The 13,927-nt window shown below is 68.6% G+C and carries 13 protein-coding genes and 2 pseudogenes; 5 read left to right on the top strand and 10 right to left on the bottom strand.

Annotation, left to right across the window (positions count from 1 at the left end; genetic code table 11):
- Positions 1 to 46: 46 nt before the first annotated feature.
- On the bottom strand, positions 47 to 748 hold the full coding sequence (locus ACH34Q_RS11105) for a hypothetical protein (RefSeq protein ID WP_395982736.1): 702 nt from the start codon (positions 746 to 748) through the stop codon (positions 47 to 49).
- 296 nt (positions 749 to 1,044) lie between these two features.
- Here ACH34Q_RS11105 and ACH34Q_RS11100 point away from each other — a divergent pair, with 296 nt between their 5' ends.
- The 3 genes and pseudogenes from ACH34Q_RS11100 to ACH34Q_RS11090 all read left to right on the top strand — a co-directional run bounded on the left by ACH34Q_RS11100 (position 1,045) and on the right by ACH34Q_RS11090 (position 4,462).
- The gene (locus tag ACH34Q_RS11100; RefSeq protein ID WP_395982735.1) at positions 1,045 to 2,202 is read left to right on the top strand and encodes a DUF6891 domain-containing protein; all 1,158 of its coding nucleotides are present in this window, start codon (positions 1,045 to 1,047) and stop codon (positions 2,200 to 2,202) included.
- 191 nt (positions 2,203 to 2,393) lie between these two features.
- Positions 2,394 to 2,651 (top strand): annotated as a pseudogene (locus ACH34Q_RS11095) (transposase); the annotation flags it as partial.
- Between the two features lie 1,088 nt (positions 2,652 to 3,739).
- A complete protein-coding gene (locus tag ACH34Q_RS11090; RefSeq protein ID WP_395982734.1) occupies positions 3,740 to 4,462 on the top strand; it encodes a phosphotransferase in 723 nt (240 codons plus the stop codon).
- 465 nt (positions 4,463 to 4,927) lie between these two features.
- Here the strand turns inward: ACH34Q_RS11090 and ACH34Q_RS11085 are convergent, their stop codons facing one another.
- The 3 genes and pseudogenes from ACH34Q_RS11085 to ACH34Q_RS11075 all read right to left on the bottom strand — a co-directional run bounded on the left by ACH34Q_RS11085 (position 4,928) and on the right by ACH34Q_RS11075 (position 7,104).
- Entirely contained in the window at positions 4,928 to 5,452 is a 525-nt protein-coding gene (locus tag ACH34Q_RS11085; protein WP_395982761.1) for an SRPBCC domain-containing protein, read from the bottom strand.
- Positions 5,453 to 5,473: 21 nt separating this feature from the next.
- Positions 5,474 to 5,733: pseudogene (locus ACH34Q_RS11080) on the bottom strand (ArsR/SmtB family transcription factor); the annotation flags it as partial.
- A 408-nt stretch (positions 5,734 to 6,141) separates the two neighbouring features.
- A complete protein-coding gene (locus ACH34Q_RS11075) occupies positions 6,142 to 7,104 on the bottom strand; it encodes an LLM class flavin-dependent oxidoreductase (RefSeq protein WP_395982733.1) in 963 nt (320 codons plus the stop codon).
- A gap of 73 nt (positions 7,105 to 7,177) precedes the next feature.
- Between ACH34Q_RS11075 and ACH34Q_RS11070 the strand changes: the two genes are divergently transcribed.
- Positions 7,178 to 8,065, top strand: a complete 888-nt coding sequence (locus ACH34Q_RS11070; protein WP_395982732.1) for a MarR family winged helix-turn-helix transcriptional regulator — start codon at positions 7,178 to 7,180, stop codon at positions 8,063 to 8,065.
- 201 nt (positions 8,066 to 8,266) lie between these two features.
- On the opposite strand, the gene ACH34Q_RS11065 is transcribed toward ACH34Q_RS11070, so the two are convergent.
- The 5 genes from ACH34Q_RS11065 to ACH34Q_RS11045 all read right to left on the bottom strand — a co-directional run bounded on the left by ACH34Q_RS11065 (position 8,267) and on the right by ACH34Q_RS11045 (position 12,570).
- Positions 8,267 to 8,806, bottom strand: coding sequence for a nucleoside 2-deoxyribosyltransferase domain-containing protein (locus tag ACH34Q_RS11065; protein WP_395982731.1), 540 nt, complete (start codon positions 8,804 to 8,806; stop codon positions 8,267 to 8,269).
- Complete coding sequence (locus ACH34Q_RS11060; protein WP_395982730.1) at positions 8,803 to 8,937, bottom strand: hypothetical protein; 135 nt, start codon at positions 8,935 to 8,937, stop codon at positions 8,803 to 8,805. Before ACH34Q_RS11060 ends, ACH34Q_RS11065 begins: the two co-directional genes overlap by 4 nt.
- A 114-nt stretch (positions 8,938 to 9,051) precedes the next feature.
- The gene (locus ACH34Q_RS11055) at positions 9,052 to 9,396 is read right to left on the bottom strand and encodes a tetratricopeptide repeat protein (RefSeq protein WP_395982729.1); all 345 of its coding nucleotides are present in this window, start codon (positions 9,394 to 9,396) and stop codon (positions 9,052 to 9,054) included.
- A 30-nt stretch (positions 9,397 to 9,426) separates the two neighbouring features.
- Positions 9,427 to 11,058, bottom strand: coding sequence for a tetratricopeptide repeat protein (locus tag ACH34Q_RS11050; RefSeq protein ID WP_395982728.1), 1,632 nt, complete (start codon positions 11,056 to 11,058; stop codon positions 9,427 to 9,429).
- Between the two features lie 264 nt (positions 11,059 to 11,322).
- Positions 11,323 to 12,570 carry an MFS transporter gene (locus ACH34Q_RS11045; RefSeq protein ID WP_395982727.1) on the bottom strand — a complete coding sequence of 416 codons (1,248 nt, stop codon included), beginning with the start codon at positions 12,568 to 12,570 and terminating at the stop codon, positions 11,323 to 11,325.
- A 35-nt stretch (positions 12,571 to 12,605) separates the two neighbouring features.
- Here ACH34Q_RS11045 and ACH34Q_RS11040 point away from each other — a divergent pair, with 35 nt between their 5' ends.
- Positions 12,606 to 13,220, top strand: a complete 615-nt coding sequence (locus tag ACH34Q_RS11040) for a CGNR zinc finger domain-containing protein (protein ID WP_395982726.1) — start codon at positions 12,606 to 12,608, stop codon at positions 13,218 to 13,220.
- Between the two features lie 28 nt (positions 13,221 to 13,248).
- Here the strand turns inward: ACH34Q_RS11040 and ACH34Q_RS11035 are convergent, their stop codons facing one another.
- Positions 13,249 to 13,821: a TetR/AcrR family transcriptional regulator gene (locus ACH34Q_RS11035; protein ID WP_395982725.1), complete on the bottom strand. Its 573-nt coding sequence runs from the start codon at positions 13,819 to 13,821 to the stop codon at positions 13,249 to 13,251.
- Between the last annotated feature and the right edge of the window lie 106 nt (positions 13,822 to 13,927).

Here is a 13,927-nt window from a genome sequence, read left to right as displayed (position 1 = left end):
AAGAGCCAGGTCTATTACTGCGGGATCTGAACGCAGGAATCGCCGCTCAGTGGTCAGCAACGGGATAGCTGGCCGCCGCTAGGTCTTGGACCAGGGACTCCATGTGGAACTCGGCGTTGAGCAGGGAGATCACCTCCCGAGTCAGTGGGCGAAGTGCATAGACATGACGCACCGCTTCGAGATCTACAGGAATCTCGTAGTAGTCCCGGGCGAACCGCTGATATGCCTCCGGCGCAGGATCTATGAGCAACTCGAACAGACCCGCGGCACCATCGAGATCGCCCCAGTGCTCCGGATATTCAATCTCGCCCACATGCCACCGAGTGTCGCCGGTTTCGCACCATAGGCAGGCCGTTACCGCCGGCACAACGTTCTCATCACAGAACGCCGGCTCCTCCACGCATGGCCTGAAGACCTCGGGGACCGAGTCGAGCACTCCCGGCCACGGTTCGTGATCTTCGTCGACATAGGGGCTCATCGGTGATTCGTGATCGAAGCCGCGGACATACGCGCCGGCCGGAGAGAAAACGATCGAATACTCATCACCAGAACCGTTCCTCATTGCGGCCAGCTCCTCGCCGCCCGGCGACCAAGTCCCGTCGAAGGAGTAGTAGCGGCTCTCCCAATCCGGGCTCAGGATCGCCTCCAGCACTGCAACGGAGCGGCAGAGATCACGGAGCTTGGGGACGTCCGGCAGCAGCCGGGCCACGTCATGAGCAGTCACGGACCACAGCCAATCGAATGCCACGGACATCCCGGACGGAAGACACGAACTTCGTGTCGCACGCGCGGGCCCCGGGAGCCTGCCACGTCGAGGTGGACAGCCCAGATCGGCAGCGTGCGTACTTGAGGGACCGCGCGTCTCACTGGGCAAGACACTCACCAAGGCGGACCGCGCCTCACCGCTACCGCTGATGCGAGGCCGCCTGGCTGGACGGCCCCGAGCAGGGAACGCCACAGGCCCGACCGGCGTCAGTATCGGAGCGAGCCGTCCTAGATCACCGGCGGCTCCGCTCCAACCTCCGGCCCCCGTGAGAGAACCCGATGCGCACCCCGCTTTCCGACCTGAACGCCCGCGAGGTCCTCGATGTCCTGTACGACCAGCTCGCCACGCCGGTGGCGATGGCCGAGGGCACCTTCGACGAGATCGTCGAGGAGGTCATCGACGGCTGCCTGATGATCGATCTGCCGCTGGAGATCGAGGCGGGCGAGTTCGAGGAATTGCAGGGTGTGGGCCAGGACGACCTGCGTGCCTGGCTCGTGGACCTGCTGCGGTCCGAGTTCGCCGAACACCTGGCCTGGCAGGAAACCCTGGACGGGCGTCCGGCCGACGGCGATCTGCTGGGCCAGGCCTTCGACGAGCTCAACGCGCGGGCGATCGTCGCGCGCGAGGACTTCGCCTGCTGCCAAAGGTGCGGCCTGTCGGAGATCCGCGACGAACACCACGACGGCGAGGACGAGCGGGCCCGGGGCTATGTCTTCTACCACGAGCAGGACACCGGGCGCCGCCCCCTGTACCTGACCTTCGACACGCCCAACGGCTCCGACGAGTCCCGCGCCGCGCTGGGCAACGAGGTCATCGGCGTGCTCCGCGAGCAGGGCCTGGTCCCGGAGTGGGACGGTGACCCGCGCCGGCGCATCGCCCTGGACGTGGACCCGCGCAGGGTCCGGCACGGCGAACTCGCCGACCACCCCGGCCACGGCCTCACCCCAAAGGAGCCGGACCAGGCAACAGGGGCGAGCACGCCGAGCTTGCAGGCCGATGGCTTCGTGCACACGGTGACCGGGGTGCGCACCGGGGCGGAGTCCTTCAACGTCGCCCACGCCCTAGTCCGCGACGGGGACGCGATCACCATCGTGGAGCAACCCGCCACCTGGACCGCCACCGGCCGCTACACCATCGTGGACATGCTCGTGGAACTCCCCCACGAGGATGGGAACGACCTGAAGTACTATCCCGGCCGAAACCAGATCCTGTACGACACCGACGGCCACGCCCACGCCCGGCACCACGCGGCAACGACCGCCTACCTCCTGCCCGACAACGCGATGCTGGTGACCAAGGAAAACGGACTCCGAACCGGGCTGGTGTTCGACCTGCCTCCCGACGCCGCCCCCTCCTACCTCGCCCTCACCGGCGACTCCCGGGGCAAAGTTCGCAACGACCTGACGCTGCCCCGCACCGAAGGAACCGGCGACTAACAGTGGTGCAGTGGGCAGGAGAGCACTGCACCACCGTCCTCCTCGCGGCCACCCTTGTCCGCCAAGTCAGACGGTGGCCGCCATGGCCCCTCACCCCCACCAACGCCGAGCCGAGCCTTTACAGCCGCCGGGCGGGCGGCCAGTGCGTGCTGTCAACCGCGTAGTGCGCCCTTGATCTCCAAAAGACGGCCCGCTATCGCGAACGCCACTCGGTCGCCCGCCGCAAGTCCGACCACGTCGACGCGATGACGCTAGCGGGCATCCTGCGCACCGACGCCCACGCCCACCGGCCAATCCCTGAGGACACCGATGAGGCCCGCGCCGTTGCGGTGCTGGCCCGCGCCCACCAGGACGCCATCTGGCGCCGCACCCGCGCCTCCAACGCGCTGCGGTCGCTGCTGCGCGAATACTTCCCGACCTTCCTGGCCGCCTTCACCGACCAGGGGTAGTGACGCAAGTCCTCCTCTAACAGCGACGGAACAGCCCCCCAGCGACAAGCTGGGGGGCCTGTTTGCTTTGCCGAGGTTCGACCTGACCCCGCCGGGGCCGCGACCAGCCGATTCCGGAAGTCTCTGGAGCCCCATGGGTACGCGCCGACCGCTTTCAGAGCATGCTGGCAGAGGCGCGGCTGACGTGGCTGGTGATGTTTTCCGGCGATGCCGGTCAGGCAGCATCGCCGTCATGCCTGCGGTGTGAACCCTGGGGTAGTTTCTTAGTGCCTGTGTTCAAAGCCCTGTTGATCTGATGTGGAACAGGCTCTCGCGGTGCGGTCCGGCGCTGTCCGGGGAGACTTCCGAGTGTGGGTCAGGCCTGGAAGTGCGCGGTGTGCGGGGGCGCGATTGCCGGCGGAGTCGTCGCCGCGCCGGAAGTACTGTTCAGCGGCGTGTGGGATGCGGGCGTATCGGGCGCGGAAGCGGGCGGCCGAGCTGGAGAAGTTGATGGCCACGCTGATCTCGGAGGAAGCAGCAGTGTGGTTACGGAGCCCGGCCGGATGGCGGGCGCGGTTGACCGCATGGCGGCACTGCCCGGTGTGCGGTGTGCTGGTGTGGGCGGGGGTTCGGCGTCGGGCGGACGCGGTCTACTGCTCTTCACGGTGTCGGTTGCGGGCATGGCGAGCGCGCCGAGAGCCCTCTGCGAGGGTGGACGATCTCAACGGTTAGCCGTTTACGATGCCCCGGAATGTCCGGGTGATGAAATGGCTAGTTGTTAGGCGGCCAGCACACGGAATGGTGCCGGTGGGGCGGGCAGGGCGGTGGCCAGCCGTGCCAGGACGGCACCAGGTCGAGTGGCGCGGCGATCGGCGCTGCAGGTCTGCACCGCCGCCGCGGCGGCCGCCAGCTCGGCGAGCGGCCCGGCGCCGGACGCGGCCTCGAATGCCTCGGCCAGGCGCCTATCCAGACCGTGGCGGCGCTTTCCGGACTAAGGAACTGATCACGGGGGTGGTTGCCTTGAGAAGACAAGGCCGCGTTCACGGAGGAGCCGGCGGCAGCCAGCCGACCGTGAGATGCGGACCGCCAGGCTGTCTATGCTGACGCGCATGGAACAGGCGCTGGAGATTCCATTGACCGGGGGCCGGATCACGAAGGGAGTCGTCCGTGTCGGGGACACGGTGCGGCGGCCGGTCGGGCCCCACTCGCCGTTCGTTCACCGGCTGCTCAATCATCTGGAGGATGTCGGCTTCGACGCCGCGCCGAGGTTGCTCGGAACAGATGGCAAGGGCCGCGAGATCCTCAGCTTCCAGCACGGTGAGAACCGTACTGACTTCCGGGCTCGTAACTGGTCGCCCGCCCAGATCACCGCCGCGGCGCAGCTGCTGCGCCGACTACATGACGCGACCGCTGGCACGGCGGTCGCGGACGGCGAGGAGACGGTGTGCCACAACGATTTCTCCCCGCTCAACGTCGCCTTTGTCGAGGGACTTCCTGTCTCCGCCTTCGACTTCGACCAAGCCGCTCCCGGCTCCCGAGCGCGTGACCTTGCCTATGCCGCCTGGCTGTGGCTGCTCGGCGCCGACATCGTCCGCCCTCTCGACCGCCAACTGGCCCTCCTACGTACCTTCCTCGACGTGTATGGATTCGCGGACGAGTCCCGCCGAGGCTTCGGCGGGCGCATCGTTGCCCGGGTCGAGGCCGAGCGCGACATGCATGACCGTGCCGGACGCATCACCAGCCCCGGGTCATGGCTGCACCTTGAGATCGCCTGGCTGAGCGAACACGCCAACGCTATCGACCGGTACTTGGAAGCAGTATCTGACGGGTAAACAAGAATCAGCGTTGAATGATGGATGAGTGGCACGACCGACGCCGCAGCCTCGCACTCAGCGCCATCAGCATCAGGCCGACCAGCCGCTTGCCTGCCCCGCCTCATGCGGGGCAGGTGGTTTTGTCGGTGTAGAGCGGTCAGGCCCTGAGTGGGGGTGTTCAGGGGTCACCCTGACCTGCGGGGAGAGCGGCGTCTGAAGATCTCTTCCCGCGAGGAGACTGATCGTTTCCCAGCCACGTAGTTGTTGGGAGACGAAGCGCCCGAAGGTCATGGGGAGGGTGGGAGCCGATCCGATCGCTCGGCGCCCAGGCCAGGATGATGCTCCAGCTCCGGGAAGAGGATCCTGCGGGTTGTGGCGGGGTGTTCAGCCGGTGTCGCGGTCGGCTGAACCCCGCGGGCCTGACCGAGTGAGCGCGTAACCATGGTCGCCGGACGGCTGGTCACGTTGATCCTCATCGGACCCTCAGTCTTGACCGGCGGGCAGATTCTGCGCCGCCCAGCGCCGTCCCGGCTCCGGGTCGACGCCGAAGCGCTCGGCGTAGCGTTCGTGGATGTCCTTCCACGGCTTGTGTGCCTCTTCGTCGGATAGGTATTCGCCGGCGAGATGGGGCGCGAGCCGCGAAAGGTAGGTCTGCCAGCCGGTTGCGGTCTGCGCTGCCGGCAAGTCGTCGATGACGTGGGTGAAGATCAACCGGCAGCCGCCTTCCTCCGCGACCAGTTCGAAGCTCTGCGGCTGGCCGGCGAAGGTCCACGCCAGGCGGTGTGGTGCGTTGACCTCAGTCACCTCGAGGGTGGCGCCGCCGAGTTCGATGGTCTCCCCCTTCACCGGCGTCCAGTCGGCGGCGCCAGGAAAGAATCGCTCGAGCTCTGCCGGGATACTGACCGCCTGCCACACGCGCTCGATCGGGTACGCGAGCGAGCACTCGAAACGCAGCGCTGGGCGGCCGTCGATCGTCTCCAGTGTTCCGTAAGCGATGGTGTCGGTCATGGAGTGTCCCTTTCGTGTCTGTGGCCAGCGATCCGCGATGGTTCGCAGTGGTGTGGTGTCGATCGAGTAGTACTTGTGGCGGCCTTCCTTGGCCGCGATCACGAGCCCGGCCGCCTGGAGTACGCCGAGGTGTTGCGTTATGGCCTGACGCGACGAGTGAACCCGTGTTTCTCGGTCAAGCGGCCGCACAGTTCGAGCAACGTCTGCCGATCCCGCTCGATGAGCTCGTCGAGAATCGCTCGCCGGGCTGGATCTGCCATCGCCTTGTACACGTCGCTCACGCAACCGACAATAGGCAAGTGTCGACTTGCCTGTCAACGGTGACCTCCTCGGTTGTGGCCTCTTAGCCGGGCGAGGGTGAGACGTGCCGGACATGGAGTGCACTGCCGGTTCCGTCCCTTGTGCCGCAGGGTTGCCCGTGGCCCGCAGGTACTGAGGGTAAGCTGATTGCAGTCTGTGCGTTGCAGCTCACAAGACACGGTGAGCACAGAGCGAGGCCGGGTTCACTTAGGGTGGTTGCAGTCATCCGCAGAGTCAGCTCGCCTAAGTGCCTGTGTTCAAAGCCCTGTTGATCTGATGTGGAACAGGCTCTTAGAACCGCCGCGGGCCTCGACGAGAGCGCCACCCTGCCCACCGGCGCCGGCGACCATGACGGCCAGCACACCCTCACGTGCTCGCCGCCACTGCCGTCACCGCGCCTTCGTGATCGCCTCCCGGACAGCAGGCACCACCTCACGTGCCCACCGGGCGAGTGCGACCTCGGCCGGCTCCGGTCCGGTGGCGAAGTAGATGAACCCGGACGCGCCGTGGTCGAGCACCGCGCTGGTCAGCTCATCGACCCACTGCTGGACCGAGCCACCGGCCCAACGCCCGTCCTCGTCACGCACCGCCGATGCCGGGGCGGCCGTGATCCGACCGGGCAGGACATAGATGGTGGCGACCTCGTCCGCGCTCCGCCCGGCCGCGGCGGCGGCCTCGTCGATCAGCGGCCGGGACCGTCGATAGCGGTCGCTGAGCCAGTCCGCCGCCCACGCGGGGATCCAGCCGTCGGCCAGTCGGCCGGTGACGGCCAGCGATCTCGGCCCCATCGAGCCGGTCCACACCGGGCACGCCGGCACCGGGGCCGGGTCAAGCTCGCGCACCTGGTAGTGCGCACCATGGATGGTGACCGGTGGCCCACCGCCGCTGAGCGCCCTGGTCAGCATGATGGCTTCGGCGAGGGCGTCCACGGCGCTCGCCGGTGACCGGCGGGCCACACCCATGCGCACGATCTCGTCCCAGTCGCCGCCGGCACCCAGGCCCAGCACCACCCGGCCGCCGGACAGCGCCGACAACGAGGTGACGGTGCGCGCCAGCATCGGCGCGGGCCGGGTCGGCAGGTTAGTCACGTTCACCAACCCGGTCAGGTCGCGGGTCTGCCCGAGGACGAATCCGAGCGTGGCGTAGGCGTCCAGCCGCTGTGCTACGTACGGATGATCGGAGACGGAGAACAGATCCAGCCCGTCCCGATCGGCGAGCTGGGCCAGCCGCAATACAACCTCGACATCGTTCTGGTCGGCAGCCGTGCCGAACCCGACGCCGAACCCGAAGTGCACCCCTGCGGCCGGGGCAGCAGCCCGGCCCTCACCCGACAGCTCAGAAAGATCGCTCATGGCGGCACAGTATCGTCAACTAGACTAATCATCAATCAACCTAACTATCTGTGGCCCTTGGTATACTAGGCCGGTGACCCGGCCAGCGCAGTCCTCCACGTCGATCGAGCCGAAACTCGCCGGCCACAGCGGCCACCTCGCCCGACTCGCTGCGTTCCGGGCGGAGGCACTGTTGCGCGAGCACCTGCCGCCGGAGCGCTCGATGCGCGACGTGGCCGTGCTGTGCGTGCTCGAGGGCGGCCGCCTCTCTCAGGCGGAACTGGGCACGCTGCTGTCGATCAACCGCACGGTGATGACCTCGGTGATCGACGCCCTCGAAGCCGATGGGCTGGTCCAGCGGCAACGCGACCCCGCCGACCGGAGGTGCTACGCCCTGGCCGTTCGCGCCGCCGGCCGGAGCGAGCTGGCGACGCTGCACCGCGCCGTCGCCGACGTCGAAGCCGCCCTGCTGGCCGGCCTCGACCCGCGCGGGCGACGGCGGCTGGTCGAACTCCTCCGGCAGGTGCAGCCCACCCCGGTGTCCGACCTGCCGGCCGAACTCGCCGACCGGGCGTGCTTCCTGCTCGACCCCGCCGCCCAGTGTCTAAGGGCGCGCAGCGTGCAGATGCTGCAGGAGCACGGCTTGACACCCCGCTGCGTGCGGCTACTGCTGGCCCTGGAGGCCGGCCAGCCCTGCCCCCAGGAACAACTGGCCCGCTCGCTGGCCTTGGCCGCCCCCAGCATTGTCGGTGACCTCGACGAGATGCACACCCACGGCCTGATCCTTCGCGAGCGTAACCCCGCGGACCGCCGTGCCTACGTGCTGCGGCTCTCGCCCTCTGGACAGCGGTACCTCGCCGACGCGGTGGCTGTCGAGCACGCCGCCCAGCGCGCGCTCGAGCACGCACTCGGCCGCGCCGAGGTGCAAGAACTCAACCACCTGCTCACCGACCTCGCCTGCGCTCCTACCGGGAATCGGTAGCCGGCGCGGCGACCAGGCTGTTGAATCGGCCGAAGGCGCGGGCCGGGGCTTGAGGATCATCTCTGCGAGATCGTGCGCCGTGCCTCTATGAGGCGGCCGGCATGTCGAGCGCGTGGCAGGGATCTTGAAGGCCGTGTCCGGGAGCCGGTGTTCACCACCCATCGCCGGCCCGGGACGGGCATGGTGAACGGCTCGGTACTCTCAACAGTCACTGGCGCATCCTGCCAACACGGCCCGGAGCACGTCGTCCAGGTCGGAGAAGACCGGCATGCCCGGCCGGGCCAGCTGGCAGAGCATTCGCACGTCAGGTTCACGCGGGAACCCCGGATGGGCGCCGACCACGACTCGCCGACCTTCGCCCAGTGCCTGGCCGAGCTCGAACAACGCGATGGGCTGACTGGTCACCGCCGGGTCGCTGGCCGGGAACCAGAACAGCGTGATCAGACCGGGCACGTGCAAGTGGTGCTGCTCCCAGCTGACCTGTTCCCACGCCGCAGCCGGGTCGGTCATCGAGAAGCCGGCGCGGGCAGGGTTGAGCAGGACCAGCGGTTGCTCGGCCTCTTCCAGGTAGGTCGCGGCCCTGGCCTGCCAGCGCTCCACGCCGGTGATCCCGCCCGCCAAGAACACCGCCGGCGGATCCGCCGCCTGGGGACGGTAGTAGGCGGGTGCCTCGAGATAGAGGTGCTGCGCCGTGGCCCGCCGGGGATCTGGAGGCGTGTGGTGGGGGCTTCCGCGACTCACCGCTCCACAACCGCCCTGTCCAGGTCGCGATGCTCCACGACCACCTGAATGCCCTGTCCGTAAAGCTGTTTCCCCAGTGCCCCGGCAGGGTGCAGGTATCCGAACGTCGTGATGGTCACTTCGAGTCCCATGAAGGGATCCTCCAGAATGGCGTTCAAGAGAGAATGCCGAATGCGTGCTCGACAGGACTGCGGGGAACGTCGCACACGGGCGCTGCAGAACGAGCCATGCGGCAGTGCCACCTCCTAGAACAAGCCCGGAATGTGAGGGGCGCCGTGCGCCCTCAGCCCGCTGGCCAGCGCGTCCGCCCCGGCCGCCCCGTCGGCCTCCTCGGGCCGGCCGAGGGCGTAGAGCAGGTTGGCGAGGCCGTCCATCGCATGGGCGTCGCCCTCCTCCGTCGCGAGACGCCACCAGACCTCCGCCTCCTCCGGCCGATTCAGTTGCTTGAACGCGACGCCGAGATTACTCATCGACGCCACGTCACCGGCCTCGGCCGCCGCCCGCCACAACCATTCGGCCTCGGCCTCATCGCGGCCAAGACCAGCATCCCGAGAACCTCGCTGCATCGCTACCTGACGGCCAGCGATCAACCCGCCTGAGCACACCTCCCGGACGATCCCTCACCGCCGCACAACCTCCAAGTTCGCCCGCACCACCTTGGTGATCGAATGCTCCTCACCCAGCACCCGCTGGCAATCGGCCAGGGTGGCCTCGTACAGCGGTATCGCCCGGCCCAGGTCACCGGCCGACTCGTAGGCGCTGGCAAGGTTGTTGCGGGAGGTCAGGGTGTCGGGGTGGTCGCCGCCCGGCACCCGCTCCCGATCGGTCAGGACGGCCTCGAACAGTGGGATCGCCCGGGCCAGGTCACCGGCCGCCCGGTAGGCACAGGCGAGGTTGTTGCGGGAAGTCAGGCTGTCGGGGTGGTCGCCGCCCAGCACCTGCTTCTGGGCGGTCAGAACGGCCTCGAACAGCGGGATCGCCCGGCTCAGGTCACCGGCCGACTCGTAGGCGCCTGCGAGGTTGTTGCGGGAGGTCAGAGTGGAGGGGTGGTCGCCGCCCAGCACCCGCTCCCGATCGGCCAGGGTGGCCTCGTACAGCGGGATCGCCCGGGCCAGGTCACCGGCCGACTCGTAGGCGCCAGCGAGGTTGCTGCGGGAGGACAGGATGGAGGGGTGGTCGCCGCCCAGCACCCGCTCCCGATCGGCCAGGACGGCCTCGAACAGCGGGATCGCCCGGGCCAGGTCACCGGCCGCCCGGTAGGCACAGGCGAGGTTGTTGCGGGAAGTCAGGGCGTCGGGGTGGTCGCCGCCCAGCACCTGCTTCTGGTCGGTCAGAACGGCCTCGAACAGCGGGATCGCCCGGGCCAGGTCACCGGCCGCCCGGTAGGCACAGGCGAGGTTGTTGCGGGAGATCAGGGTAGAGGGATGGTCGCCGCCCAGCACCCGCTCCCGCTCGGCCAGGGTCTGCTCGTACAGCGGGATCGCCCGGCCCAGGTCACCGGCCGACTCATAGGCGCAGGCGAGGTTGTTGCGGGAGGACAGAGTGTCGGGGTGGTCGGGGCCGTGCAGGCGTTGATCACAGGTCAGTGCGCGTTGAAAGTAGCTGATGGCGCGGGCCACCGCGCCCTGGTCCGTTAGAAAGGTGGCGGCGCGGTTCAGTAGTTGGCTGGTGGTGTCGGTGTCGGGGCCGGGGCCGGTGTGTTCGGCGAGGGCGTCGATGTGCGGCAGCAACGTGTGCCAGGTGGGCCATTCGGTGGGGTCGTCGGTGGTGGCAGGGAGGGCCTGGTTGAGCAGGTCGGTGGCCAGCTCGCGGGCCGCGTAAATGTCGGCGGGTCGGCGGTGCGGGTCGCCGGGGGCGTCGGGGTTGTCGGGCTGGTGGGGAGTGCGTGGGTCGGGGGTGCGGGCGACGGCTTGGGCCAGGCGGTGCACGGTGATGCTGTCGGGGTCCAGGGTGATCATGTTGTAGGCGGCCAGATTGCTCAGTGCAGTGGTAAGCCGGGCCGGCCCGGCGAGCGGGGCGAGCAGGCTGCGGGGAATGTTCTCGGGCGCGCACCAGGCCAGAACGCGCAGCAGTTCTGCGGTCAGCGGCTCAGCGGCCAGGTGGTCCAGGGTCAGGCGCCAGATCTGGGCGATGGTGCGTTCCCCGTCAGCGCCGCGCGCGGCCTGGTCGTACATCACCGCCTCCTGAGTCCGCCCCTGCTCCTCCAGCGATGCCGCCGGCTCGTACTCGGCTTCGAAGAGGTCTTTCTCCACGACGATCCTCCATTCCTAAAAGTGATCATCTAGACGTTCCGTGTCAGACCATGGTCGACCGGGATCGGTTCCCTGGAAGGTGTCCCGCACCACACCGCACCGCGAGCCGCGGCGCGGACCGGATGCGGGATCCGCTTGCGCCTGGTGATGCGGGTCTGGTTCGCGGCGCGGGTATCCAGTTCGTTCCAGCCGCGTGACCACTCCGGTGTTGGTGCCGCTGGTCAGTCCTGTCAGCACGGCCGGCCGGCAGGATCACGAGCTCGCTCATACCGATCCGCCTGCTTGCAAGGATGCGGGACGGGACGGGTTCGGCGCGGGGCGGTAGAAGACTGCGGCCAGGGCCGCACCGAGGAGAGCGACGCCTGCGGCGGTGGTGAAGGCCGCGGTGCCGTTGTCGCCGGGGCCGGTCACGGTCCCGGCGATCGCGGTACCCAGGCCGTATCCGGCCCACATAAAGGTGGTGAGCCAGGCGAAGACCTCGGTGCGGTGGGAGGCAGGGGCATGCTCGGCGAGCAGGGCGGGCTGCAGTGTGTCGCGGGGGCCGGTGAGCAGCCCGGTCACGGTGATCAGTACGGCGAGCGAGACGAGGCCAGGGGCGAAAGCGCCGGCGAGCATGCCGGCGGCGTCGACCAGGCAGAGGATGATGAGCAGATGGCGGCCGGTCGGTGACCATGTGCGTGCTCCGTAGACGAGCGCGCCAGCCAGGGCGCCGGCCGACAGCAGTCCCATCAGCAGTCCGGCCGAGGAGGCCGAGCCATAGGCGGTCGCGGAGGCGACGGTGGCGATGCGCAGGCAGCCGAAGGAGAAGGTGCCGAACGCAGCGAGGCACAGCAGGACGAGCGTGGGCCGGTGCGTGAGAGGTCCGGTCAGCCGAGCCGTCCGCGCGCCTCGGGAGTCACGGTTCCCTGAGCGCTCGGGCGGGGGTGCGTCCCGCACCGCCCCGGAAGCGATCAGCAGTATCGTGCCCAGCAACACGGACGCACCCGCCACCGTCACGACGCTCTGCGCCGGCATCGCCAGCATCAGCGCCGACACCAGCACCGGCCCGGCGATGAACATCATCTCGTTGATGGCACTGTCGACCGCGTAGGCGCTGGACAGCGACTCGGCTGGAACCAGGTGTGGCCAGAGGCCCCTGATGACGGCTCCGGCGGGCGGGTTGGTTATGCCGAGCAGCGCTGCAGCCCCGATCAGGACGGTGGCGGGTGTCGGCGTGAGTAGGGCGAGCAGGAGCAACGTGTAGGCGATCGCGTGAGCGGCCAGATAGCTCGCCAGCGTGCGGCGTGCGCCCAGCCGGTCGGCCAGCCGGCCGCCGACGGGAGCGCACAGGGCCAGAGCGAGGGCGTGGCCGGTGAGTACGAGCCCGGCGGCGCCGTAGGAGCCGAGCCTGCCGACCGCGGCCAGCAGCAGGGCGAGGCTGAGCACGGGCGCGCCGAGCTTGACGAGCAGGCTCAGCAGGATCAGCTGGGGGACGCCTCGATGGGTGAGCAACTGACGGTAAGACGCGATCACGACCATCTCCGTTACGCTCTAAAGCGATTACGCCTATGACACATCGGAAGGATGTTACTGGTCAAATGGAGATAGCCTGTAACGTCACGGGCCAGGCGCCGCTGATCGCCGAACTGGTCAATCTGGCCACGCCGCGTTGGCGCGGCGGCGGCCCGGCACGGCGGTTCGAGGGTGAGGAACTGGTGACGGCCTTCGCCGCCGTCTTGGGTGAGCGCAGCGCCGCGGCGCTGCGCTCGGCTCCGGACGCGGGAGTGCGGCTTGCGGAGCTGGCAGCGGAACTGCGTGCCGCCTTGCTGGCCGAGACGGCCGCGGGCAAGGCCACCCTCATCAACGCCATGATCCGCAGGTACGGTGCTCAGCCGTACCTGGTCGAGGACGTCGGTCAACCGTTCCATCTGCATTTCCACGGTTCGCGCGAGACCGAGGTCGAAGCGCTGGGTGGTGAATTCGCCACCGCGCTCGCACTCATCGTGGACGGTTACGGCGCTGAACGGTTCGGGCAGTGCCAGGCCCGCCGGTGCGAAGCGGTCTACATCGATCTGACCCGTAACGGCTCGCGCCGCTTCTGCGGAACCGCCTGCACGGCCCGGGCCAAGACCGCCGCCTATCGCAGCCGCCGACAGGGCGGGCAGGACAACGTCAGGTCATGACGCCCGACGTTGCTTGGAGTGGCTGCTACTAGCGCGAGCCTCGTGGGCAGGTGAGAAGGGCTCGGCAGAGGTGACGCAGCTCACGGGCAAGGGCCGGCTGCGGGCCGGGAGCGTGGATCAGATGGTCGGCCACGCCGTGCATGGCGTGATAGATCACGGTGGCCGTGGCGGCGGGATCGGGGAGCTGGAAGGCGCCCGCGTCGATGCCTTCCTGGAGCAGCCGGGTCAGGGCGGTGACGGGGGTCGGCCCGGCCGGGGCCGGGGGGTGATGCTGGAAGATCACATCGTGGAGGCTGTGGTCGCGCACGTAGTCGTCCAGGCCCACCGTCACCCAGGTCTCCACCCGCGCGACGGGGTCCCCGATGCGTGCCACCGCCTCCGCCTGGCGTGCCATGAAGCCCGTCACGTAGCGGTCGCGTAACGCCTGAAGCACGTGATCCTTGGAGTCGAAATACAGGTAGAAGGTGCCCTTGGAGATGCCGGCGACCGACGTGACCTGATCCACGGTGATGCCGTCGGCGCCCCGCTCCAGCGCCAGCTTTTCAGCGGCGTCCAGCAGGTCGGTGCGCCGTTCCTCGATGGGCTTGGTCCGTGGCCGCAACGCTTCTCCCTCCACCTCCGGCCATCGTAGAGCCCCGGCGAAGTTAGGACAGCCTTGCCTACCACTCGGCTCGCGTGATACTCCTTCAGCCATAAATGACCGGCAG

The sequence above is a fragment of the Actinomadura sp. 9N407 genome (assembly GCF_044326315.1).
Taxonomy (GTDB): domain Bacteria; phylum Actinomycetota; class Actinomycetes; order Streptosporangiales; family Streptosporangiaceae; genus Spirillospora.
Note: the sequence above shows the minus strand (reverse complement) of the source record. Positions and strands in the feature narration are given on the sequence as shown.